The organism is Pseudomonas phenolilytica, from assembly GCF_021432765.1.
GTDB lineage: Bacteria > Pseudomonadota > Gammaproteobacteria > Pseudomonadales > Pseudomonadaceae > Stutzerimonas > Stutzerimonas phenolilytica.
The window spans coordinates 3,771,298-3,795,191 of sequence record NZ_CP058908.1 but is presented as its reverse complement, the minus strand read 5'-3'; the positions used below and the strand labels follow the sequence as shown (position 1 = coordinate 3,795,191).

The 23,894-nt window shown below is 63.4% G+C and carries 24 protein-coding genes; 19 read left to right on the top strand and 5 right to left on the bottom strand.

The genetic code is table 11. The features are described from left to right. Positions 1–111 precede the first annotated feature (111 nt). The 8 genes from fabF to HU825_RS18065 all read left to right on the top strand — a co-directional run bounded on the left by fabF (position 112) and on the right by HU825_RS18065 (position 7,681). The gene (fabF, locus tag HU825_RS18100; protein WP_043299395.1) at positions 112–1,356 is read left to right on the top strand and encodes a beta-ketoacyl-ACP synthase II; all 1,245 of its coding nucleotides are present in this window, start codon (positions 112–114) and stop codon (positions 1,354–1,356) included. After that, complete coding sequence (gene pabC, locus HU825_RS18095) at positions 1,353–2,174, top strand: aminodeoxychorismate lyase (RefSeq protein WP_054095073.1); 822 nt, start codon at positions 1,353–1,355, stop codon at positions 2,172–2,174. Before fabF ends, pabC begins: the two co-directional genes overlap by 4 nt. Next, entirely contained in the window at positions 2,171–3,238 is a 1,068-nt protein-coding gene (mltG, locus tag HU825_RS18090; RefSeq protein WP_077683879.1) for an endolytic transglycosylase MltG, read from the top strand. Before pabC ends, mltG begins: the two co-directional genes overlap by 4 nt. Then, positions 3,235–3,867, top strand: a complete 633-nt coding sequence (tmk, locus tag HU825_RS18085) for a dTMP kinase (protein ID WP_043299399.1) — start codon at positions 3,235–3,237, stop codon at positions 3,865–3,867. Before mltG ends, tmk begins: the two co-directional genes overlap by 4 nt. Further along, complete coding sequence (locus tag HU825_RS18080; protein ID WP_043299401.1) at positions 3,860–4,846, top strand: DNA polymerase III subunit delta'; 987 nt, start codon at positions 3,860–3,862, stop codon at positions 4,844–4,846. The genes tmk and HU825_RS18080 overlap by 8 nt, the downstream gene beginning before the upstream one ends. 50 nt (positions 4,847–4,896) lie before the next feature. After that, complete coding sequence (locus HU825_RS18075; RefSeq protein ID WP_008570640.1) at positions 4,897–5,253, top strand: PilZ domain-containing protein; 357 nt, start codon at positions 4,897–4,899, stop codon at positions 5,251–5,253. Positions 5,254–5,337: 84 nt separating this feature from the next. Further along, on the top strand, positions 5,338–6,123 hold the full coding sequence (locus HU825_RS18070; protein WP_077683881.1) for a TatD family hydrolase: 786 nt from the start codon (positions 5,338–5,340) through the stop codon (positions 6,121–6,123). A gap of 163 nt (positions 6,124–6,286) precedes the next feature. Then, positions 6,287–7,681, top strand: a complete 1,395-nt coding sequence (locus tag HU825_RS18065) for an amino acid permease (protein ID WP_043299404.1) — start codon at positions 6,287–6,289, stop codon at positions 7,679–7,681. Between the two features lie 201 nt (positions 7,682–7,882). Here the strand turns inward: HU825_RS18065 and HU825_RS18060 are convergent, their stop codons facing one another. Beyond that, positions 7,883–9,016, bottom strand: coding sequence for an aminotransferase class V-fold PLP-dependent enzyme (locus HU825_RS18060; protein ID WP_077683882.1), 1,134 nt, complete (start codon positions 9,014–9,016; stop codon positions 7,883–7,885). Positions 9,017–9,089: 73 nt separating this feature from the next. Here HU825_RS18060 and HU825_RS18055 point away from each other — a divergent pair, with 73 nt between their 5' ends. The 3 genes from HU825_RS18055 (at position 9,090) to HU825_RS18045 (ending at position 11,005) form a co-directional block, all read left to right on the top strand. Then, complete coding sequence (locus tag HU825_RS18055) at positions 9,090–9,710, top strand: TetR/AcrR family transcriptional regulator (protein ID WP_008570636.1); 621 nt, start codon at positions 9,090–9,092, stop codon at positions 9,708–9,710. A gap of 78 nt (positions 9,711–9,788) precedes the next feature. Then, a complete protein-coding gene (locus HU825_RS18050) occupies positions 9,789–10,397 on the top strand; it encodes a DUF4823 domain-containing protein (RefSeq protein WP_418652793.1) in 609 nt (202 codons plus the stop codon). 38 nt (positions 10,398–10,435) lie between these two features. Further along, positions 10,436–11,005, top strand: coding sequence for a DUF1285 domain-containing protein (locus HU825_RS18045; RefSeq protein WP_234302606.1), 570 nt, complete (start codon positions 10,436–10,438; stop codon positions 11,003–11,005). A 77-nt stretch (positions 11,006–11,082) separates the two neighbouring features. Here the strand turns inward: HU825_RS18045 and HU825_RS18040 are convergent, their stop codons facing one another. After that, positions 11,083–12,738: an electron transfer flavoprotein-ubiquinone oxidoreductase gene (locus tag HU825_RS18040; protein ID WP_234302605.1), complete on the bottom strand. Its 1,656-nt coding sequence runs from the start codon at positions 12,736–12,738 to the stop codon at positions 11,083–11,085. A gap of 328 nt (positions 12,739–13,066) precedes the next feature. Between HU825_RS18040 and HU825_RS18035 the strand changes: the two genes are divergently transcribed. From HU825_RS18035 to HU825_RS18005, 7 genes are all read left to right on the top strand, one after another. Then, positions 13,067–13,816 (top strand): electron transfer flavoprotein subunit beta/FixA family protein, encoded by a 750-nt coding sequence (locus tag HU825_RS18035; RefSeq protein WP_234302604.1) that lies wholly within the window; start codon positions 13,067–13,069, stop codon positions 13,814–13,816. After that, entirely contained in the window at positions 13,817–14,746 is a 930-nt protein-coding gene (locus HU825_RS18030) for an electron transfer flavoprotein subunit alpha/FixB family protein (protein WP_156715051.1), read from the top strand. It begins immediately after the preceding gene. A 119-nt stretch (positions 14,747–14,865) separates the two neighbouring features. Further along, entirely contained in the window at positions 14,866–15,687 is an 822-nt protein-coding gene (locus HU825_RS18025) for a substrate-binding periplasmic protein (RefSeq protein WP_234302603.1), read from the top strand. A gap of 9 nt (positions 15,688–15,696) precedes the next feature. Further along, on the top strand, positions 15,697–16,053 hold the full coding sequence (locus HU825_RS18020) for a DUF4398 domain-containing protein (protein WP_234302602.1): 357 nt from the start codon (positions 15,697–15,699) through the stop codon (positions 16,051–16,053). Then, entirely contained in the window at positions 16,050–16,856 is an 807-nt protein-coding gene (locus tag HU825_RS18015; protein ID WP_052079031.1) for an OmpA family protein, read from the top strand. The genes HU825_RS18020 and HU825_RS18015 overlap by 4 nt, the downstream gene beginning before the upstream one ends. Positions 16,857–16,950: 94 nt before the next feature. Then, a complete protein-coding gene (locus HU825_RS18010) occupies positions 16,951–18,381 on the top strand; it encodes an aminotransferase-like domain-containing protein (RefSeq protein ID WP_234302601.1) in 1,431 nt (476 codons plus the stop codon). Positions 18,382–18,422: 41 nt separating this feature from the next. Continuing rightward, the gene (locus tag HU825_RS18005) at positions 18,423–18,920 is read left to right on the top strand and encodes a hypothetical protein (protein WP_234302600.1); all 498 of its coding nucleotides are present in this window, start codon (positions 18,423–18,425) and stop codon (positions 18,918–18,920) included. 26 nt (positions 18,921–18,946) lie between these two features. On the opposite strand, the gene HU825_RS18000 is transcribed toward HU825_RS18005, so the two are convergent. Together HU825_RS18000 and HU825_RS17995 are read right to left on the bottom strand one after the other, a co-directional pair. Continuing rightward, positions 18,947–21,508 (bottom strand): bifunctional diguanylate cyclase/phosphodiesterase, encoded by a 2,562-nt coding sequence (locus HU825_RS18000; RefSeq protein WP_234302599.1) that lies wholly within the window; start codon positions 21,506–21,508, stop codon positions 18,947–18,949. 136 nt (positions 21,509–21,644) lie between these two features. Beyond that, positions 21,645–21,812, bottom strand: coding sequence for a DUF2897 family protein (locus HU825_RS17995; RefSeq protein ID WP_008570503.1), 168 nt, complete (start codon positions 21,810–21,812; stop codon positions 21,645–21,647). Positions 21,813–21,993: 181 nt separating this feature from the next. Here HU825_RS17995 and pyrF point away from each other — a divergent pair, with 181 nt between their 5' ends. Beyond that, complete coding sequence (gene pyrF / locus HU825_RS17990) at positions 21,994–22,689, top strand: orotidine-5'-phosphate decarboxylase (protein WP_077682893.1); 696 nt, start codon at positions 21,994–21,996, stop codon at positions 22,687–22,689. A gap of 4 nt (positions 22,690–22,693) precedes the next feature. On the opposite strand, the gene HU825_RS17985 is transcribed toward pyrF, so the two are convergent. Next, positions 22,694–23,692 (bottom strand): NADP-dependent oxidoreductase, encoded by a 999-nt coding sequence (locus tag HU825_RS17985; RefSeq protein WP_077683192.1) that lies wholly within the window; start codon positions 23,690–23,692, stop codon positions 22,694–22,696. Positions 23,693–23,894 lie beyond the last annotated feature (202 nt).

Here is a 23,894-nt window from a genome sequence, read left to right as displayed (position 1 = left end):
AGTCCATTCGCGGTGCGGCGATGTATGTTTGCCGCAGGCCGCGAGTGTTCCCGCGTTCGTCGGAATTACGCGCGGGAGCTGAGCCAAACGTCAAGGTATAGGAGAATTGCTGTGTCGCGTAGACGCGTCGTGGTTACCGGTATGGGCATGCTATCGCCGCTGGGCAACGATGTGCCGAGCAGCTGGCAGGGTATCCTGGCCGGCCGCAGCGGCATCGGCCTGCTTGAGCACATGGATCTTTCCGCCTATTCCACACGTTTTGGCGGTTCGATCAAAGGTTTCGAGGTCGAGCAATACCTGCCGGCCAAGGAGGCACGCAAGCTCGATCTGTTCATCCAATACGGCCTTGCAGCCAGCTTCCAGGCCGTTCGCGATTCCGGTCTGGAAATTACCGACGCCAACCGCGAGCGCATCGGCGTCGCCATGGGCTCCGGTATCGGTGGGCTGACCAATATCGAGAACAGCTGCAAAGTGCTGATTGAGCAGGGGCCGCGGCGTATCTCGCCGTTTTTCGTTCCCGGCTCGATCATCAATATGGTGTCCGGCTTCCTGTCGATTCATCTGGGGTTACAGGGACCTAACTATGCGATTGCTACCGCCTGCACTACCGGCACCCACTGCATCGGCATGGCGGCGCGCAACATCGCTTACGGTGAAGCGGACGTAATGGTTGCCGGCGGCTCCGAGATGGCTGCTAGCGGTCTGGGCATTGGCGGATTTGCCGCGGCGCGCGCGCTGTCGACGCGTAACGATGATCCTGCTGCTGCCAGTCGTCCATGGGATCGGCAGCGTGATGGCTTCGTGCTGTCCGATGGTGCCGGCGCGCTGGTGCTCGAGGAGCTGGAGCATGCCAAGGCGCGCGGTGCGCACATCTATGCGGAGCTGATCGGTTTCGGCATGAGCGCTGACGCGTTCCACATGACCTCACCGCCGGACGATGGCGCTGGTGCGGCACGCTGTATCCGCAACGCGTTGAACGATGCCCGACTCAACGCCGTAGAGGTGCAGTACATCAACGCTCACGGTACCTCTACTCCGGCAGGTGATAAGGCCGAGGCTGCGGCGATACGCAGCGTGTTCGGCGATCACGCCTACAAGCTGTCCGTTAGCTCGACCAAATCGATGGTTGGTCACCTGTTGGGGGCAGCCGGCGCGGTCGAAGCGATCTTCAGTGTGCTGGCGATTCGCGATCAGGTGGCGCCGCCGACCATCAATTTGGATGAGCCGGACGAGGGCTGCGATCTGGACTTCGTGCCGCATCAAGCGAAGCCGATGCCCATCGATGTGGCGATTTCCAACTCGTTCGGTTTCGGTGGCACCAACGGCTCGCTGGTGTTCCGCCGATTCGCCGAGTGAAACCCTGCTGGATCGACGGACAGCCTGCTACCGGGTTGCCCGTCGATGATCGCGGCCTGGCCTATGGCGACGGCCTGTTCGAGACTATCAAAGTCGTGCGCGGTCAGCCGCAGTTGCTCGAACGTCATCTGCAGCGTCTTGTCGAAGGTTGCCGGCGGCTGGCTATCCCTCTCGATGTGCCTCTGGTCAAGGGAGAGCTTCTGGCGTTCTGCCGCGAGCTCGACGCCGGAGTGGCCAAACTCATGGTAACCCGTGGTGCCGGCCGTCGCGGCTATGCCCCCCCGCAACCCTGCGCTCCGCGGCGACTGCTGCTCGCTTCGTCGCTGCCGGCCTATCCGGTACACAACGGGCAGACAGGTGTACGTCTGTTTCCCTGCGCGACGCGGCTTGCCGAACAACCGCTGCTGGCGGGAATTAAGCATCTCAATCGACTGGAACAGGTCCTGGCCCGTGCCGAGTGGCAGGATTCGACCTGTGCCGAGGGGGTAATGCGCGATAGCGCGGGACGGGTGATCGAGGGCGTCTTCAGTAATCTGTTTATCGTGCGTGACGGCATATTGCTCACCGCAGCGCTACAGCGATGTGGTGTCGCCGGAGTGATGCGTGCGGAACTCATCGAGCGCGCGCAGCAATTAGGCGTTGCCGTAGTCGTGCGCGATCTGTCGTACGAGGAACTGCTGGCGGCCGATGAGGTGTTGCTTTGCAACAGTCTTTACGGCATCTGGCCCGTGGTAGCGCTGGCCGGACATACTTGGCCGGTGGGCGTTCTGACCCGTAAACTGCAAGCGGCCATAGCCGACCTGTCGAGTGTCTCGTGATTCGTAAACTTCTCATTTCGCTTGGGCTGGTCGCGTTGCTGGCGCTCGCCGGTCTCGGACTGTTTGCCTGGAAGCAGTACTCCGCGCTGGAACAGCCGTTGGCGCTGGAGGAGCAGCAGTTGCTCGACGTCCAGCCCGGCGACACGCCCAGTGGCGTATTCCAGCGGTTGGAGGCGCAGGGCTTGCTGCGTGATTCGTTCTGGCTGCGTGTTTACTGGCGGTTGAACCTGTCCGGTCAAAGCCTGCACAGCGGCGAATATAGGCTGACGCCCGGCATGAGCGCACGTGATCTGATTGGGCTCTGGCAACGCGGCGACGTGGAGCAGTACAGCCTCACCCTGGTAGAGGGCTGGAATTTCCGTCAGCTGCGCGCTGCCCTCCAGGCGCAGCCGAAACTGCAGCAGACCCTGCAGGGGCTTGCAGACGCAGAGGTCATGGCCCGTCTGGGGCGGCCCGACCTGCATCCTGAGGGACGCTTCTTTCCCGATACCTATCGCTATACCCGGGGTACCAGCGACCTCGACTTGCTAAAACAGGCCTACGCGCGCCTGGAACAGGTGCTTGCGGAAGAGTGGCAGGAGCGCGCGCAAGGACTGCCTTATCAGGACGCCTACCAGGCGTTGATTATGGCCTCGATCATCGAGAAGGAAACCGGAGTGCCGCAGGAGCGGGGCGAAATCGCCGGCGTATTCGTGCGCCGCCTTGCACGCGGCATGTTGCTGCAAACCGATCCCACCGTGATCTATGGCATGGGCGAGAGCTATCGCGGACGCATCAGCCGCAACGACCTGCGCCGGCCGACGCCTTACAACACATACACCACCGCCGGTCTGCCGCCGACCCCGATTGCGATGGTCGGGCGCGAAGCGATTCACGCCGCGCTGCATCCGAAGGAGGGGCGCAGTCTCTACTTCGTCGCGCGCGGTGATGGTAGCCACGTCTTCAGCGACACCCTCGACGCGCACAATCGCGCGGTACGTCAGTATCAACTCAACCGGCGCGCCGACTATCGGTCCAGTCCGGCACCCCAACCGGCCCCGAGCACCAGCGAGCAAGCACCGTGACAGGACTTTTCATCACCCTGGAAGGGCCGGAAGGCGCCGGCAAGAGCACCAATCGCGAGTACCTGGCCGAGCGGCTGCGCGCTCGCGGGCTGGATGTGGTGCTTACTCGCGAACCCGGTGGTACGCCGCTGGCGGAGCGGATTCGTGAGCTGCTGCTGACTCCGGCCGACGAGCCGATGGCCGACGATACCGAGCTGTTGCTGGTCTTCGCTGCGCGCGCTCAGCATCTGGCGCAAGTGATATGTCCTGCGTTGCAGCGGGGCGCCGTGGTGCTCTGCGACCGCTTCACCGATGCGACCTATGCCTATCAGGGGGGCGGTCGTGGCTTATCGGTCGGGCGGATTGCGCAGCTCGAGACCTTCGTTCAGGGCGATCTGCGCCCGGATTTGACGCTGATCTTCGATTTGCCTGTCGAGATTGGGCTCAGCCGCGCCGCTGCGCGTGGCCGGCTGGATCGCTTCGAGCAGGAAGGGCTGCGATTCTTCGAGGCAGTGCGCCAAGCCTATCTCGCGCGCGCGCATGCCAGCCCATCGCGCTATCACGTGATCGATGCAGCGCAGCCTCTGACCCAAGTGCAGCAGGCAATCGATCTTCTCATCCCCGAATTGCTGGGGCGCTTCGATGGGTGAGGTACTGGCTTGGCAACGTGGAATCTGGCAGCAACTGGTGGCGCGCGCGCAACATGCCCATGCCTATCTGCTGCACGGTCCGCGCGGCATCGGCAAGCGGCTGCTCGCCGAGCAGTTCGCCGCTTCTCTGCTCTGCCAGAATCCCTCTGCGGCGGGCGCCTGCGGTCGTTGCAAGGCCTGTCAGTTGCTGGCAGCACATACACATCCGGATTACTACGTGCTCGAGCCGGAAGATGTCGACAAGGCGATCCGTGTCGATCAGGTGCGTGATCTGGTCGGTTTCGTTACGCAGACGGCGCAGCTCGGCGGGCGCAAGATGGTGCTGCTTGAGCCCGTCGAGGCGATGAATCTGAATGCCGCCAACGCCTTGCTCAAAAGTCTGGAAGAGCCGTCGGGCGAGACGATTCTGCTGCTGGTCAGCCACCAGCCCAGTCGCCTGTTGCCAACCATCAAAAGTCGTTGCGTGCAGCAGGCCTGTCCCTTGCCATCCCGTCAGCAGAGTCTCGAATGGCTGGCGAGCCAGCTGCCTGACCTGGCTGCCGAACTGCACGAGGAGTTGCTGGCGCTTGCCGGTGGCTCGCCGCTGCTGGCGGCAAAGCTTCACGGGCAATCGGTGCTGGAACTGCGGGCGCAGGTCGTCGAGGGGGTGAAGAAGCTGCACAAGGCGCAGCAGTCGCCGAGCCAGTTGGCGGAGAGCTGGAATGCCTTGCCGGTGGGGCTGCTATTCGACTGGTTTTGCGAATGGGCACACCTGATTCTTCGCTATCAGATGACCGGTGATGAAGCAGCGCTCGGCGCTGCCGATATGAACAAAGTCCTGCAGTACCTGGGCCAGAAAGCTTCGCGCGAAAACGTCATGGCGTTGCAGGATTGGTTGCTGGCACAGCGGCACAAGGTACTCGGCAAGGCCAACCTCAATCGTGTCCTGCTTCTCGAAGCACTGCTGGTGCAATGGGCAAGCCTACCGGGGGCACGCTAGAATCCACCGAACGCGGCTTGCGCCGGAGCGTCAACAACCTAGGAAATCGCATGAGCCTGCCAGCAAACCTTGGTCCGCGTAATGGCATTCTGTCCCTGACCATCAAGGACAAGTCCGTGTTGTACGCCGCCTTCATGCCCTTCATCAAGAACGGTGGATTGTTCATACCGACGAACAAAAGTTACAAGCTCGGCGACGAGGTTTTCATGTTGCTCAATCTGATGGACGAACCGGAGAAGATTCCGGTCGCCGGCAAGGTCGTGTGGATCACTCCCAAAGGGGCGCAGAGCAACCGCGCGGCGGGGGTTGGCGTGCAGTTCAATGACGGCGACGCCACGGCCCGCAACAAGATCGAAACCTACCTGGCTGGCGCGCTGAAATCCGATCGCCCGACCCACACGATGTGACCGGCGGGCGATGCACCGCCCCAAGCCTGCACGTGTTTACCTTACAATCGCCGCCTTTCCCAACCAGGCGATAAGCGATTTCCCATGCTGGTAGATTCCCACTGTCATCTGGACCGACTCGATCTCGCCGCTCATGGCGGTTCGCTCGATGCGGCGCTGGACGCGGCACGTGCGTGCGGTGTTGGACATTTTCTCTGCATTGGCGTCAGTGCGGACAATGCGGCCGAGGTCAAGGCCATCGCCGAGCGCCATGCCGATGTCGATTGCTCGATTGGCGTGCATCCGCTGGATCTGGAGCCGGGTGCGCAGCCGGCACTGGATTGGTTGCTCGCCGAGCTGGCGCACCCGCGAGTGGTGGCTATTGGCGAAACCGGTCTCGACTACCATTACGAGCCGCAGGCTGCCGAGCGCCAACGCGAGGCATTCCGTCTGCATCTGCAGGCTGCGCAGATCACAGGCAAGTCGGTCATCGTGCACACCCGCGAAGCGCGCGCCGATACCCTGGCGCTACTGCGCGAGGCCGCGCTACCGCAGGCTGGTGTGCTGCACTGCTTCACCGAGGACTGGGACATGGCCAGCGCAGCGCTCGATCTGGGGTTCTACATTTCGCTGTCCGGGATCGTCACCTTCCGCAACGCGGATGCGCTGCGCGATGTGGCGCGGCGGATACCGGCCGACCGCTTGCTGGTGGAAACCGATGCGCCGTATCTGGCACCGGTGCCTCATCGGGGCCGGCCCAACCTGCCGCAATACGTGCGTGAGGTCGCCGAATTTCTCGCGCAATGGCGTGGCGTACCCTTCGAGCGTTTCGCCGAGCAGACCACGGCCAACTTCCGCCGCCTATTCCCGCTGGCGCACGTCGCGCCTTGATTTCAGAGGGCTGCGCGCGCGTTTCGGGCGTGTACAATGCGCGCCGCTTGTGCTCGTGGCTCCGCGCCATCGAGCGTAATCCGATGCGTTGGCTACATGCTCGGAGTTTCGTCGCTGCCGACACCCTGTCGGCGGCCCCACAACCGTCACAGAAGGTGACGCAATGACTCGCGACACACTGCACACCGGCCCGCTCCAGCGTGGCCTGAAGAATCGCCATATCCAGCTCATCGCGCTCGGTGGCGCCATCGGTACCGGCCTGTTCCTGGGATCGGCCGGGGTGCTGCGTAGCGCTGGCCCATCGATGATTCTGGGCTACGCCATTGGTGGCCTGATCGCTTTCCTGATCATGCGTCAGCTTGGCGAGATGATCGTCGAGGAGCCGGTAGCCGGCTCGTTCAGCCATTTCGCCCATCAGTACTGGGGACCGTTTGCCGGCTTCATGTCGGGGTGGAATTACTGGGTGCTGTACGTTCTGGTCGGCATGGCCGAGCTGACGGCAGTCGGCAAATACGTGCAGTTCTGGTGGCCGGAAATACCCACCTGGGCGACGGCGGCAGCCTTCTTCGTGCTGATTAACCTGATCAATCTGACCAACGTAAAGGCGTTCGGCGAGGCTGAGTTCTGGTTCGCCATCATCAAGGTCGCGGCAATCATTGGCATGATCATGCTCGGACTGTTCCTACTGTTCAGCGGACAGGGCGGCGAGCAGGCAAGCATCAGCAACCTGTGGAGTCACGGCGGGTTTTTCCCCAACGGCATCCACGGCCTGATCATGGCGCTTGCCATCATCATGTTTTCCTTCGGCGGGCTGGAATTGGTGGGGATCACCGCCGCGGAGGCGGCCGACCCGAAAACGGTGATTCCGAAGGCGATCAACCAGGTCGTCTATCGGATTCTGATCTTCTACATCGGCGCGCTTACCGTGCTGTTGACGCTGTATCCGTGGGACAGCCTGCTGGAAACCCTGGGCTCGGCAGCCGACCCCTACAGCGGTAGCCCGTTCGTGCAGATCTTCTCGCTGATCGGCAGCGATACCGCCGCCCATCTGCTCAACTTCGTCGTGCTGACCGCCGCGTTGTCGGTCTACAACAGTGGCGTGTATTGCAACAGCCGCATGCTCTATGGCCTGGCCGAGCAAGGGGACGCCCCCCGAGCCTTGCTCAAGGTCAACCGGCGTGGTGTACCGGTGCTGGCGATTGGAGTCTCGGCGGCTGTTACGCTGCTGTGTGTACTGGTCAATTATCTGGCACCGCAAAATGCGCTCGAATTGCTGATGTCGCTGGTAGTCGCCTCGCTGGTAATCAACTGGGCGATGATCAGCATGGCGCATCTGAAATTCCGCAAGGCGATGCAGCAGCGTGGCGTCGAGCCGAGCTTCAAGGCGTTCTGGTTCCCGTTCAGCAATTATTTGTGCCTCGCGTTCGTGGCCGGCATCCTGGCCATCATGCTGTTCATCCCGGGTATCCGTCTGTCGGTGTACGCCATTCCGTTCTGGGTGGCCTTCCTCGGTCTGTGCTTTCAGATACGCCGCACGCGTATCGCCCGGACGGCCTAAAAAAACCCGGCTTCCCTGAACGGAGAGCCGGGTCAAGACCATTAGGAGTATGAGAGCGTGTTCCTCACGCTCTCAGCTGGTCAGGCAGTGGGGGGAATGCCTCACCAGTGCTATCAGTATTAGCCTGTTCAAAAGAATTCGCCGCCAATAGCGGCAGTTTTGTTAAATCTATTTGGAATACATCGGCTGAGGGTTCATCGCTCAATTGCGAGCCAGCCGGGCGACTACCGCCAGGGTTTCATCGATGATCCGCGCCTCGGTGTAGAAGTGCGGTGAAAAGCGCACACCGCCACCGCGCAGCGCGCACACGATCTGTTCGGCTTTCAGTTGCTCGAAAAGCGTTTGATTCGATCCGCTGTCCAGACGGAAGGTGACGATGCCGGAACGACGCTCCGGGAGCTCTGGGCTCAGGAGTTCAATGCCGTCGATACCTTTCAGGCCCTGGCGTAGCCAGTCGATGCGCTCGGCCAGTTCGCTGGCAACCTGAGGCATGCCGATCTCCTCAAGCAGCGACAGGCTGGCATCCAGCGCCATAGCACCGAGCATGTTCGGGCTGCCGCATTCAAAGCGCCGGCCGCTGCGGGCTGGCTCCCATTCGCTGCGCTCGTAGTCGCCGGCGTGCTCGAGCATGTGCCAGCCGAACTCGTGCAGCGTGAGTCGCTCGCGCAGATCGCGCCGGCAATAGAACACGCCAAGTCCCTCCGGCCCTAGCATCCACTTGTGTCCATCCGCCATCGCAAACGCGCAGCGGCTTTGTTGCACGTCGAAGGGCAGGGCGCCGAGCTGCTGTATCGCATCGATGCATAGCAGCACGCCCCGTTGCTCGCAGCCTTCGCCCAGGCGCTGGAGGTCAAGACGAAGGCCGCTGGCATATTGCACGGCGCTGATGGCCATCAGGCGTACCCGCGGGCCGCAGGCGGCGAGCAGATCCGCTTCCGGGTCGGCGCCTTTGAGGCTGACCTGGATGACCTCCACGCCCTGCGGCCGCAGCGCCTCCCAAACCACTCGGTTGGACGGAAACTCCTCATCGCTGATGATGATCTGGTCGCCGTGCTGCCAATTCAGGCCGAATGCGACGAACGACAAGGCTTCCGAGGTGTTTTTGACCAGCGCGATGTCCGCACTGCCGGGCGCATTGAGCAGGCGCGCAAGGCGCTCGCGCAGGCGCTGTTCGGTTTCTAGCCATTGGGGATAGTCGCGCGCGCCGATGGTCATGTTCTGCTCGGCGAAGCGAGACACGGCCTGCGCCGCGCGTCGTGGCCAGGGAGCGACGGCAGCGTGGTTCAGGTACCTCAATCCGACCGGATGAGGAAATTCGTTACTGAATTGAATCATTGTTGGATGCCTCGTGCATTCGATGACTGGATAGGCATAATGGCTACCTCGTTTTTCACGCCAGCAGCCCTCCATGCAGACAGAATCCCGGAAGGTTCGCGAGTTTCGTCGTCGCGAACAGGAAATACTCGACATCGCCCTGCAGCTGTTTCTCGATCAGGGCGAAGACAGCGTCACGGTCGAGATGATTGCCGATGCCGTCGGAATCGGCAAAGGCACTATCTACAAGCACTTCAAGTCCAAGGCCGAAATCTACCTGCGGCTGATGCTCGATTATGAGCGTGACCTGAACGCGCTGCTGCATTCCGAAGATGTCGACCGTGACAAGGAAGCGTTGTCACGGGCCTATTTCGAGTTCCGCATGCGCGATCCGCAGCGCTACCGCCTGTTCGATCGGCTGGAAGAGAAGGTTGTGAAGGGCAATCAGGTGCCGGAGCTGGTGGAAGAGCTGCATCGCATCCGCGCCTCCAACTTCCAGCGTCTGACTCAGCTGATCGAAGGGCGCATCGCCGAAGGCAAGCTCGAAGACGTACCGCCGTATTTCCACTATTGCGCGGCCTGGGCGCTTGTACATGGCGCAGTCGCGCTGTATCACTCGCCGTTCTGGAGCAATGTGCTCGAGGATCAGGAAGGGTTCTTCCAGTTCCTCATGGACATCGGCGTGCGCATGGGCAACAAGCGCAAGCGTGATTGAGCGGTACCGGCGGGTGGTATGGCGTGGATGCTGCATTCAGGCAGCCACGTGCCGGCTTTCCGTCGCCGGCTGGAGAATATGCAGATGCGATTGCTCTACGTAGTGCTGGGTGCCCTGACTCTGGCCGGCTGCATGAAGGTCAGCGACATGGCCGAAGGCACCCGCTACCACCTGCGCGATGCCGGTATCCTCGACCATAGCCAGACCCGCCGTGCGAGCCCATGGCGTTTGCAGGCCGATTCCTTCATCTATATTGCGCAGGGACATTTCACCCCACCGGGTAATGGCTATCCGCGTCCCAATGTGGTCGCCGAGGAAGCGTTCGCCGGGTTCGTCGAGTATTTCCCCATGGTGCGTCGCGCGGAGCAGCCGGTTGGCTTCGAAGAAGCGATGACGCAGGCAACGGCCGTCGGCGCGCATTACGTGCTCTATACGCGCTTCGCCGCGGCCGATGACCGTATCGGTAGTTTCGATGAGCTGAACGAACAGCGAGCCGTCGATCGCTTGGGGGTCGACAGTGGCGTCGTGCAACTCATGCTGGTCGAGACCAGCACGCGTTATCTGGTCGATACTGCCCGCATCCGCGCGCGCGGCGGGCTACTCAATCTGTACGATGCTAAGCCTGACGAACTGCTCGGCCCGCCGTTGCGCGATTATGCTCGGCGCCTGCTGGGGCTCAGCGACTGAGTGTCGCGTGTAGAAGGGCGACGCGGAGGACCATGCCAATGAGCGAATCTACGAAAGCCACCGCACTGCTTGGACAGATCCCGAAGGCCGAAGGGCGTGGACTGCCGCCGGTGCATCTCTGGAATCCGCCGTTCTGCGGCGACATCGACATGCGTATTGCCCGCGATGGCAGCTGGTATTACCTCGGCACGCCGATCACCCGGCCGGCGATGGTGCGTCTGTTCTCCACCGTGTTGCGGCGCGATGGCGACGCGTACTTTCTGGTTACGCCGGTCGAGAAGGTCGGAATACGCGTTGACGACGCGCCGTTCGTGGCGGTGCGTCTGGAGGTGGCGGGGCAGGGTGAGGCGCAGCAGCTGCGTATGCTCACCAACGTCGAGGATGAGGTTCTGGTTGGTGGCGAGCATCCGCTGCGCGTCGAACTGGATCCACAAACCGACCAGCCGTCTCCCTATGTGCATGTGCGTGCCAATCTGGAGGCGCTGATTCATCGCAATGTGTTCTACGAACTGGTGGAGCTGGCGGTGCCACGTCTGCTCGACGGGGAGAGCTGGCTGGGTGTTTGGAGTTGCGGCGAGTTCTTCCCGCTCGGGCGTGCGCCGGAGTAGCACCGCGAGACGGCTCCGCGAGAATGTCACCTCAACGAAAAAGGCTCCCGAAGGAGCCTTTTTCGTTAATGCTTTGCTTACATGTTGGGGTAGTTCGGACCACCGGTGCCTTCTGGCGCTACCCAGGTGATGTTCTGCGCTGGGTCCTTGATGTCGCAGGTCTTGCAGTGCACGCAGTTCTGCGCGTTGATCTGGAAGCGCTTGCTGCCATCGTCGTTGCTCACGACTTCGTACACGCCGGCCGGGCAGTAGCGCTGTGCCGGCTCGTCGTACAGCGGCAGGTTCTTCTCGATCGGAACGTTCGGATCGGTCAGCCGCAGGTGGATCGGCTGGTCTTCCTCGTGGTTGGTGTTGGAGAGGAATACCGAGCTGAGCTTGTCGAAGCTCAGTTTGCCGTCCGGCTTCGGATACTCGATCTTCTTCGACTCGGCGGCCGGCTTGAGGCAGGCGTAGTCCGGCTTGGTGTCGTGCAGCGTGAAGGGAATCTTGCCGCCGAAGATGTTCTGGTCGATGAAGTTGAATGCGCCACCCTTGATTGCGCCCCACTTGTGGATGGCGGCGCCGAAATTGCGGCTCTTGTACAGCTCGTCGTACAGCCAGCTGTTCTTGAAGCCTTCCTGATACGCCGTCAGCTCATCGCCGCCCTCGCGGCCGGCCAGCAGCGCGTCGGCAGCCGCTTCGGCGGCGAGCATGCCGGACTTCATCGCCGTGTGGCTGCCCTTGATCTTGGCGAAGTTCAGGGTGCCGGCGTCGCAGCCGATCAGCGCACCGCCGTTGAACACCATCTTCGGCAGGCAGTTCAGGCCGCCCTTGGCGATGGCGCGGGCGCCGTAGGACACGCGCTTGCCGCCGTCCAGGTACTGCTTGATCACCGGATGATGCTTGTAGCGCTGGAATTCGTCGAACGGCGACAGGTGCGGGTTGCTGTAGGACAGATCGACGATCAGGCCGACGACCACCTGGTTGTTTTCCAGGTGATAGAGGAAGGAGCCGCCGGAGTTCTCATCGTCCAGCGGCCAGCCGGCGGTGTGTACGACCAGACCCTGCTCGTGCTTGGCCGGGTCGATGTCCCACAGCTCCTTGATGCCGATGCCGTAATGCTGCGGATCGACGTTGGCGTTGAGCTGGAAGCGGTTGATCAGTTGCTTGCCGATATGACCGCGGCAGCCTTCGGCGAACAACGTGTACTTTGCGCGCAGCTCCATGCCCGGGGTGTACATGCCGTCCTTCGGGTTGCCTTCGCGGTCGACGCCGAGGTCACCGGTGACGATACCGCGCACAATGCCGTTCTCGTCGATCAGCGCTTCCTGAGCGGCGAAGCCCGGGTAGATCTCGACACCCAGGTTCTCGGCCTGCTGGGCCAGCCAGCGGCACAGGTTACCGAGCGAAATGATGTAGTTGCCCTCGTTGTGCATGGTCTTGGGAACCAGTGCGTTGGGCAGCTTGCTGGCGGCTTCGGCGTTCTTGAGCAGGTAGATGTCGTCGCGTTTGACCGGAGTGTTCAGCGGGGCGCCAAGTTCTTTCCAATCGGGGAACAGTTCATCCAGCGCACGCGGCTCGAAGACTGCGCCGGAGAGGATGTGGGCGCCTACTTCGGAACCCTTTTCGACGACGCATACACTGATTTCCTGACCAGCGTCGGCGGCTTTCTGCTTCAGGCGGCAGGCAGCGGAAAGGCCTGCAGGGCCGGCGCCGACGATGACAACGTCGAATTCCATGTATTCGCGTTCCATTGGGCTTTCTCCTAGTCAAGGCTTGTTTGTTATGTGAGTGGCAAAGCCGCAATCGTTCCCTGATCGAACCGGCCGGCGCATTATATATAGACGCTCGAACCGGTCCAATACAAACGTTTGTTTGAATTTTTCCGAAGCCTGTTAGAATCGCCTGTACCGCAAGGTTATGACGGGGCATATGCGTTGTTGACCCCATCTGCGGCCTGCAGTCAAGATACGAACGGTTTGCGCTCGCCGCACAGGCAGATGACTGACGATCCCAGAGCCTTCGCGCCGGGTTCGGTTCGCCTCGGCGAAATTCTATTCACCGGAGAGTAACGAGGAATCCATGAAGGTTCTTGTAGCTGTCAAACGAGTGGTCGACTACAACGTCAAGGTTCGCGTCAAGGCGGACAACTCCGGCGTCGACCTCGCCAACGTCAAGATGTCGATGAACCCCTTCTGCGAAATTGCCGTGGAAGAAGCCGTACGCCTGAAAGAAAAGGGCGTGGCGAGCGAGATCGTTGTCGTCTCCATCGGTTCGGCCGCTGCTCAGGAGCAGCTGCGCACCGCACTGGCACTGGGCGCCGACCGCGCCGTGCTGGTCGAGTCCAACGACGAACTGAGCTCCCTGGCGGTTGCCAAGCTGCTCAAGGCGGTGGTCGACAAAGAGCAGCCGCAGCTGGTGATCCTCGGCAAGCAGGCCATCGACAGCGACAACAACCAGACCGGCCAGATGCTGGCCGCGCTGACCGGCTATGCCCAGGGCACCTTCGCCTCCAAGGTGGAAGTGGCTGGCGACAAGGTCAACGTCACCCGCGAAATCGATGGCGGTCTGCAGACCGTCGCGCTGAGCCTGCCGGCGATCGTCACCACCGACCTGCGTCTGAACGAGCCGCGCTACGCGTCGCTGCCGAACATCATGAAGGCCAAGAAGAAGCCGCTGGAAACCCTGACCCCGGACGCGCTGGGCGTCGCCACCGGTTCCACCGTGAAGACCCTGAAGGTCGAAGCGCCGGCTGCCCGCAGCGCCGGTATCAAGGTCAAGTCCGTGGCAGAACTGGTCGAGAAACTGAAGAACGAGGCGAAGGTAATCTAAATGACTATCCTGGTTATCGCTGAACACAACAACGCCGTCCTCGCGGCCGCAACCCTGAACACCGTGGCGGCTGCCGCGAAAATGGGTGGCGACATCCATGTGCTGGTCGCCGGTTCCGGCTGTGGTGCCATTGGCGAGGCAGCTGCCAAGATCGCCGGCGTTTCCAAGGTGCTGGTCGCCGACGATGCCGCCTACGCCCATCAGCTGCCGGAAAACGTCGCGCCGCTGATCGCCGATCTCGCCAAGAGTTACAGCCACGTGCTGGCTCCGGCCACCACCAACGGCAAGAACTTCCTGCCGCGCGTCGCTGCGCTACTGGACGTCGACCAGATCTCCGAGATCACGTCGGTCGAAAGCGCTGACACCTTCAAGCGCCCGATCTACGCCGGCAACGCCATCGCCACCGTGCAGTCCACCGCACCGATCAAGGTCATCACCGTGCGTACCACCGGTTTCGATGCGGTCAGCGGCGAAGGTGGTTCGGCTGCCATCGAGCAGATCTCCGGCAGCGGTGATGCAGGCAAGTCCGCCTTCGTCGGCGAAGAGCTGGCCAAGTCCGACCGTCCCGAGCTGACCGCCGCCAAGATCGTCGTTTCCGGCGGTCGCGGCATGCAGAACGGCGAGAACTTCAAGCACCTGTATTCGCTGGCCGACAAGCTCGGCGCGGCGGTCGGTGCCTCGCGTGCCGCGGTCGATGCCGGCTTCGTGCCGAACGACATGCAGGTCGGCCAGACCGGCAAGATCGTCGCGCCGCAGCTGTACATCGCCGTCGGTATTTCCGGCGCGATCCAGCACCTGGCCGGCATGAAGGACTCCAAGGTGATCGTCGCGATCAACAAGGACGAGGAAGCACCGATCTTCCAGGTTGCCGACTACGGCCTGGTGGGCGATCTGTTCGAGATCGTGCCAGAGTTGGAAAAGCTGGTCTGATTCGTCAGTCGCCAAAAAACCCGCTTTCGAGCGGGTTTTTTTATGCGCGAACGGCCGGGCGGCCAATGCTAAGATCACGCCGCGTCGCGTTCGTGTGCTCCTTCATAAAGGTGTCGTTCATGGGGTTTGGCCTTCTGCTGAAATCGGTTCTGGTTGCGCTGCTGGTGGTGCCCTCGCTGGCATTCGCAGTGGGTAAATGCGAGCGACTGGTTGCCACCGGGGCAGCGGACAACCCACCGTTTCTCTGGCGCGACCCGCTGAATCCGCAACGGCTGATGGGCGCCAACGCCGAGCTATTGAAGCAGATCGGCAAATCCCTCGGGGTAAAGATCGAACTGCTCTACAGCGGCGATGCCAGCAAGGCGCTCGACGAAGTGCGCAGCGGTCGGGTCGATATCCTGGCCGATGCGCGGCTGGTGACGCAGCGTCTGGACGAGATGGATTTCGTTCATCCGTCCATCGCTTCGCTGCAGACGGTGGCCTGGGTGCGCAACGAGCCGGGTTTCTTCTATGCCGCACGCGACGACCTCGCCGGGCATGACGGACGTTTCGTCAGCACCAGTCGATTTGGTCGCGAGTTCGATGCCTTTGCCAAGCAACGCCTGACGCTGCAGCCTGTTGCCTCGTTGTCACAGGCGATGGAGCAGCTGGTGGCCGGCAAGACCGACTACGTCCTGCACGAGCGCTACAGCGCGCTTGCCGGCATGGGCGCGCTGGCGATATTGGACAAGGTGCAGCGGCTGGAGCCGCCGGTGCTCAGCCATGAGATGCATCTGGCCATTTCCCACAACTCCGCCTGCAACGACGCCTGGCTGCGGGGACAACTGGCGCTGAAGATGACAGAATTGCGCGCCGCCGGGGTACCCGAGCAGCTGCTGGCCAGCAATCTGGAACGCTGGAAACTGCAGCAGGTCGGAACGGCGAAGGCGTCGCCACAGTAGGACATCGTCGTGAAGAAACTTTGCTGTCTATTATTCGGGCTGGCGCTGGCCGTCCTCGGTGGTTGCGCCAGTGATCCGGCACCGCTTGAACAAATACGTTTGACCGAACAGGCCGTGCAGCAGGCACGGGCGGTCGGTGCCGACGAGCATACCGCCGAGCTGATGCTTGCCGAGCTGAAGCTGGCCGCGGCCCATGCGGCCATGAACGACGAGGACTTCCGGCAGGCGCGCCTGCTGAGCGAGCAGGCTGAGCTGGATGCGCGCCTGGCCGAAGCGCGGGTGCTGAATGCCAAGAGCTTCAGCCAGATTGCCGAGCTGAACCGCAGCATCGAGCGTCTGCGCCAACAACTGGGGGATCTGCGGTGAGTCGGTTTCGTCGACAGGTACTGGTCTGCTTCCTGCTGGGCGGACTGGCCGGCTGCGCCAACCCCGAACTCGAACAGCAGCTTTCCCAGGCAGCAGAGAGCTACACCCAGGTCAGCAGCGATACGCGGGTCCAGCGCGGTGCGCCGAAGGATGTCGTGCGAGCCGGCGAATCGCTGGCGCGAGCGCAGCGCTTTGCCGAGTTCTGGGGCGGCGCCGAGGACGCGCTGCATTATTCCTACCTGAGCCTCAGCTACAGCGAGATCGCCCGGCAGCACGGTACGCTGCTCGACAACCAGCAGCGTATCGTGCAACTGCAGATGGAGCGCCAGCGCCTGCGCGACATGCTGCGCGACGCGCGTCTGTTGAGTGCGCAGCAGCCGGGTCGTTGGGGTGATGATCAGATCATCAGCATGGCGGCGACCGAGACCGATCGTGGGCTGGTGATGACGCTGGGCGACGTGCTGTTCCGTGCCGATAGCGACGAGCTGGGTCGCGAGGCCAATCGCACGTTGCTCAAGCTGGCGCATTTCCTCGAACTCAACCCGCAGCGGCGGGTACGCATCGAGGGCTATACCGACAGCCGCGGTGACGCCGACCGCAACCTTGCGCTATCGCAGGCGCGTGCTGCGGCCGTCGCCGAGGTGCTGACCGATCTGGGCATCGCCTCGCAGCGCATCGAGATACGCGGTTACGGCGAAGCCTTCCCGGTTGCCGAAAACGCTTCGGCGCGCGGTCGTGCGCAGAATCGACGCGTGGAAATCCTCTTTTCCGATGCGCAAGGCGAGCTGGGGCCTGATCGCTGAAACATCTGTTTCGCCCACTCGCGATGTAACTGTATTGGTTTCATTCTTCGTTGCTGAGCTACTGTTACGGTTCAGTTTGCGGGGATCGGCAAAAATGACCAATCTGTTGCTCTATCAGCGCATCGCTCAACAGCTGGCCGAGGATATCCGGCGCGGCGTCTATCGTCCTGGGGAGCGCGTGCCGTCCGTGCGCAAGATGAGCCAGCAGCTCAACGTCAGCCACGCGACGGTGCTGCAGGCCTACGCCAACCTGGAAGACCAGGGCATGATCCGCGCCCGTCCGCAGTCGGGCTTCTACGTGCACCAGACGCCAATGCTGACCGCGCCGACGCCCGACATCGCGCAGGTCGAGCGACCCACGCTGGTCACCCGCAGCAGCATCATCAACCAGGTGCTCAACGAGTCGCGCCGCGAGGGCCTGATTCCGCTGGGCGCTGCCGTTCCGCACGTGGACTACCTGCCGGTGCGCGCGCTGCACCAGCAGCTGGCCAAGGTAACCCGCTTCCACAGCCCGCGGGCGTTCAGCTACATGTTCAGTCCGGGTTACGAACCGTTGCGCCGGCAGGTGGCGATCCGCATGCGCGACGCCGGGGTGCTGGTCGACCCTGCCGAAGTGGTGATCACCCACGGCTGTGTCGACGCGCTGCAGATGTCGTTGCGCGTGCTGACCCGGCCCGGCGATCTGATCGCCGCCGAGTCGCCGACCTACTACGGCTTGCTACAACTGGCGGACCTGCTGGGGCTGAAGGTGATCGAGATCCCCAGCGACCCGGACACCGGCATGAGTCTCGAGGCGCTGCAGCTGGCCGCCAGCCAGTGGCCGATCAAGGCGCTGGTGCTGACCGCGCGACTAAGCAACCCGCTGGGCGTGAGCATGCCCGACAGCCGGCAGAAGCAGCTGCTCAACCTGGCGTCACGCTTCGACATCCAGATCGTCGAGGACGATATCTACGGCGAGCTGATGTTCGAGCAGGGCCAGTACAAGGCGCTCAAGTCCAATGACCGCGAAGGCCGGGTGATCTATTGCTCGAGCTTTTCCAAGACCCTGTCGCCGGGCGTACGCATCGGTTGGATCATCGCCGGCCGGCACCAGGCCGAGGTGCAGCGCCTGCAGACATTCAGCACGCACTCGGCGTGCAGCGTGACGCAGATGGGTGTGGCCGCTTATCTGGAGAATGGAGGCTATGACCGCCACCTGCGCTTCATTCGGCAGGAGTACCGCAAGAACCTGTCGGCGTTCCAGCTGGCGGTGCAGCGCTACTTTCCCGAAGGCACGCAGATGACCCGGCCCAAGGGCAACTTCATTCTCTGGGTCAGCCTGCCGGCGCGGGTCAACACCAAGGACCTGCAGGTGCGTGCGTTGGCGCAGGGCATCAGCATCGCGCCGGGGCTGATCTTCAGTAACACCGAGCAGTTCAATCACTGCATCCGGTTGAACTGCGGCCTGCCCTGGAACCGCGAGACAGAGCGGGCGCTGAGTACGCTCGGCGCGCTGGCCGGCGAGCTTTGCCGAGAGGCACAATAGCGCCGCGCTCGGCCTGCACGAACGAGAGGAGCGGCGCTGCGATGATCAAACCTCTGTGGCTGGCGGGCGCGCTGCTTGTGCTGACAGCCTGCGAAAAGGAGTCGCCTGCACCGCCGGCGCCAGCGAAGACCGCGCCGCCCGTGCTGCAAACACCGGCTGCGCCGCGGCAGGCCGCTGAAACGCCGCCGGATCTGAAGATCGAGGTGGCGCCCGCGACTGAACAGGTCGACGAGACGAAACCGCCGCTGCGGATCAGCGTGCCGAAACCGCCGCCTGCGGCGCCCGCGCACCAGGCCGCGCCTCGCGAGAAAAAGATCGAAGAGGTCGAGTTGACCGTCCCCCGCCTCGACTTGAGCCTGCCGGAAGACTGGGCCAAGGAGCTCGGGCACGACGATCCCGCGCCAGCGATGAGCCTGCTGCCGCCGCTGTTCAGCGAACCCACCCAGTCGGTGCAAATGAGCGGGCGGTTGATCACTGGCGACGAGGAGGACGATCCGCTGATCGAGGGCGCGGAAATCCAGTTCGAGTTCAAGCGCTGAGCGCGGCCGGACGCGCCGCGCGCCGCTCAGGGCGCCCGGCGTGCCAGTAGCGTCAGCAGCGCGTCGGCCGCCAGCGGCCGGCTCATGTGGAAGCCCTGTACCTCGGTGCAGCCGTCGGCCTGCAACAGGCGCAATTGTTCTGCGGTTTCCACGCCTTCGGCGGTGACCTGCAGATTCAGCCCACGGCCGAGATCGATCAGCGCGCGGACGATCGAGTGGTCTTCGGCATTCTGCTGCATGCCGCCGACGAAGCTGGTGTCGATCTTGATCACGTCGAACGGGTAGGTGCGCAGGTTGCTGAGCGATGAATAGCCTGTGCCGAAATCATCCATCGCCAATCGCACACCCAGCGCCTTGAGGCTGCTGAGCAGCGCGAGGGTGCCGGCGTTTTCCTGCAACAGGGCGCTCTCGGTGATTTCCAGTTCCAGCCGGCTGGCGGGCAGGCCGCTTTCGGCCAGCGCGGCCGTTACCTCATCCAGCAATTGTTCATGGCGCAGCTGCAGCGGAGAAAGATTGACCGATACCACCAGATCGTCCGGCCAGGCTACCGCGTCGCGGCAGGCCTGGCGCAGAACCCAGTTGCCCAGCGTGGCGATCAGGCCGGTTTCTTCAGCGAGCGGGATGAACGACTCGGGCAGCAGCAGCCCTCGCTCTGCATGCGGCCAGCGCAGCAGGGCCTCGGCGCCGATGATGCGCAAGCCCGCGCTGCGGTAGCGCGGCTGGTAATGAACTTCGAAACGCTCTTCGGCCATCGCCTGGCGCAGCTCGTCTTCCTGCCGGTGGCGATCGTTGGCGCGGTTGTCCAGTTCTCGCGCGTACAGGTGCCAGGTGCCGCGACCATTGGCCTTGGCCTGGTACAGCGCGATGTCGGCGCAGCGCAGCAGCTCGCTGGCCAACAGACCGTCGCCGGGCGCCACCGCGACGCCGATACTGGCGCCGACGTAGATCTTGTGCCCCTCGTAGAAGAACGGCTCGTGGATGGCTGCGATCACCCGCTCGCAAAGCCGCGCGATGTCCTCCGGCGTGCCCAGGCGGCCGAGCACCATGACGAACTCGTCGCCTCCCAGGCGCGCCACCAGATCATCGTCGCGCGTGCATTGCTTGAGGCGCTGGGCGACCCCGATCAGCACCTCGTCGCCGGCGGCATGGCCGAGCGTGTCATTGACCGGCTTGAAGCGATCCAGATCGAGATAGAGCACCGCCAGCCGCGACGCGCCGCGCAGCGCGGCCAATCGGCCTTCCAGGTGGTCGCGCAGGCGGGCGCGGTTGGGCAGCCCGGTCAGCGCGTCATGTTGCGACAGATACTGAACGCGGGCCTGGGCGCGGGTTTCCTCGGTAATGTCGCTCGCGGTGCCGCGATAGCCGCGCAGCTGACCGTCATCGCGGATCGCCCGCGCGGCCAGTCGGCAATGCCGCTCGCGACCGTCCGCGGCGCGGTAGCTGCACTTCAGTACGCTTGCATGCGGAGCCTGCAGCCACTCGTGCAGCGCGGCGTGGTCGCTGATCAGCAGGTCGATCAGCGGACGGCCGATCCAGTTGCCCGGAGCGTGGCCGGTGATTTCCTCGAATCGGCTGGAGAGATAGGTCAGGCGCACCTGTGCATCGGTTTCCCAGATCCAGTCGGAGGCGGCCTCGGCGACGTCGCGAAAGCGCGCTTCACTGGCGCTCAGTTCGCGACTCTTGCTCGCCAAGCGGGCGTAGTTGGTGTCCATCATCTGTACCGTACGCAGCGCCAGACGGCCCAGCAGCCAGATCAGCCCGCCCAGCGCCAGCGCCGCCAGCGCGAGCGTTGGCAGCGCCACCCAGAGCATCCGTCGTCCTGGTTGCGCGGGTTTCCAGGTCAAGGTCTGGGCGGTGCCGTCTTCCAGCGTCAGCGGCAGCTGTGGCGCCGTGCGCGGGGTGTCGGCATCCGCTACGCGCAATGCGTCGACGGCGTAGTCCTGGCCGAGCTCAGCGAGGCGGGCGGCATCCAGCACATCGACGAACAGCACGATCGAGGCCGGCGTCGCGGCAGCCTTGACCGTGCTGTCTCCTGGCGAGAGCACGGCCGCGGCCACCATCGCCGGCGTGCCATCCACCGACAACAGGCCGACTACGCCCTGTTCGTGGTCGAACGCCAGGCGTGCGCGCGCCAGCAGCAGCTCCAGGCCGCCCTGCAACCACCGGTAGGCGTCGACCGAGCGCAGCTCGCCGTCAATCACCGCATAGGGCGTTTCGCCTTGCGGTGTCACCAGCAGCACGCCTTCATAGCCGAAGTCTTCGTACAGCGAGGCGCCGAAGTTGGCTTGCGTATAGGCCCAGTCGATGCTCACCGGGCCGTTGAGGTGCGCATAGGCATCACCCCAGAAGGCGTAGTCGACCACCGAGCGGCCCATCCACTCGCGCTGCCCCTCGATGGCCTTGCCGGTGAGGAAGCGGCTTTGCGCAAGGGCGTCTTCATCGATGCTCGTGGCGATCCGGCTGACCGCGACGCTGGCGCCGAGCAGCGCGCAAAGCAGCACGCCAACTGCGCCGGGCAGTATGCGACGGGTAAAAATGGCGCGGGCGTGGAGGCGGTTTTCTTCGATATCGGGCAGGGCTGCTGGCATGCACATTCATCTGGAGGGAAAGGAAAAATCGGCGCGGCGATCCGGACGGGCGCTGCCACCGATGAGCGTGTCGTGCTTCCTTTCACTTGCCGAACGTGCGGCGATTGCGATGCTGCAGCCGCAGCGGCGACCGGGTTCAGCGGTCGCGTGCGTCCTGTGCGTCTGCTGCGGCATTGCGCTCGGCAATGCGCTTCTTCTGTTCTTCGCTGAGGGGAATCTTGCGCGCCGTCGAGCGCAACATGAGCAGGCTGCCGACGATGGAGCCGAGCGCTACGGCCAGAATCAGCCAGAAGTACCAGGGCATGGCGTACCTCCACAGACGAAATAGACGAACCCGCAGACCTGATTTGCGGACAGCGTCACTTTACGCTGCGCCGTAGTATGGGTCACGTGCGATCCGGTTTGTCGGCGCAAGCGGCGGGGGCTTTAGTTCGACCGCAGATTTTCTGCGACAATGCGCGCCGAATTTTGCCGAGGACCCCGTCATGACTTGCCAGACTCCGATCATCGTTGCGCTCGACTTTCCTTCGCAGGACGCCGCCCTGGCGCTGGCGCAGCAGCTCGATCCCGCGCTGTGCCGGGTCAAGGTCGGCAAGGAATTGTTCACCCGCTGCGGCCCGGCAGTGGTCGAGGCGCTGCGCGCGCGCGGCTTCGAGGTGTTCCTCGACCTGAAATTCCACGACATTCCCAACACCACGGCGATGGCGGTCAAGGCGGCCGCCGAGCTGGGCGTGTGGATGGTCAACGTGCACTGTTCGGGCGGTCTGCGCATGATGGCGACCTGTCGCGAGACGCTGGACAAGATCGGCGGGCCGGCGCCGCTGCTGATCGGCGTGACTGTGCTGACCAGCATGGAACAGGCCGATCTGGCCGATCTCGGTCTGGACATCGCGCCGCAGGAGCAGGTGCTGCGTCTGGCCGGCCTGGCCGCGCGAGCAGGCCTCGATGGCCTGGTCTGTTCGGCCCAGGAAGCGCAGCCGTTGAAGGCGCAATACCCCCAGCTGCAGCTGGTGACGCCCGGCATCCGCCCGGCCGGCAGCGCCCAGGACGACCAGCGGCGCATCCTCACCCCGGCGCAGGCGATGGCCGCCGGTTCGGACTATCTGGTCATCGGGCGGCCGATCGCCCAGGCCGCCGATCCGGCGCAGGCGCTGGCCGCGGTCGTCGCCGAGCTGGGTTGAGCGCTCAGCCGACCTTGAGCACCAGCTTGCCGAAGTTCTCGCCGCTGAAGAGCTTCAACAGGGTGTCGGGGAAGGTCTCCAGACCCTCGACGACATCTTCCTTGCTCTTCAGCTGGCCGCTGGCCAGCCAGCCGGCCATCTCGCGCATCGCCTCCGGGTAGCGCGCCATATAGTCGGTCACCACCATGCCTTCCATGCGCGCGCGGTTGACCAGCAGCGACAGGTAGTTCGCCGGTCCCTTGACCGCTTCCTTGTTGTTGTACTGACTGATCGCGCCGCACAGCACCACCCGTGCACCGACGTTGATACGGGTGAGCACGGCGTCGAGGATGTCGCCGCCGACGTTGTCGAAATACACGTCCACACCCTGCGGGCATTCGCGCTTCAGGCCCGCGGCGAGGTCCTCGTGCTTGTAGTCGATGGCGCCGTCGAAGCCCAGCTCCTCGACCAGGAAGCGACACTTGTCGGCGCCGCCGGCGATGCCCACCACCTTGCAGCCTTTGATCTTGGCAATCTGCCCGGCCACGCTGCCCACCGCGCCAGCGGCGCCGGAAAGCACCACGGTATCGCCGGCCTTCGGCTGGCCGACGGCGAGCAGGGCGAAGTAGGCGGTCATGCCGGTCATGCCCAGCGCCGACAGGTAGCGCGGCAGCGGTGCCTGCTGTGGGTCGACCTTGTAGAAACCCTTCGGCTCGCCGCAAAAGTATTTCTGCACACCCAGCGGACCATTGACGTAGTCGCCGACGGCGAAGCCCGAATGCTGCGAGGCGATCACCTTGCCAACGCCGAGCGCGCGCATCACCTCGCCGAGACCTACCGGCGCGATGTACGACTTGCCCTCGTTCATCCAGCCACGCATGGCCGGATCGATGGACAGGTACTCGACCTGCACCAGGATTTCGTTGGGGCCGGGCTCGCCGGTTTCCGCCTCGACGAACCGGAAGGTGTCGCGCGTCGGTGCGCCGATCGGCCGCTGGGCCAGCAGGTACTGTTGATTGAGCATGTCGAACAAGCCTTCGTTGAGCGAAAAGCTTGGTTTAGCCGCCGCCGGGCGTGATCGCAACATGCATCCGTCGGCGCGTATGCACTGGCATCCAGAGCGGTGATATCGGCATCGTGGGTTCCACGGAGCGGTATAACGGTGACCGCTTATGGTCTCGTGGTCACGTCAGGACCCGTCGCCAGGTTCAATCTCTCGTTCAGGA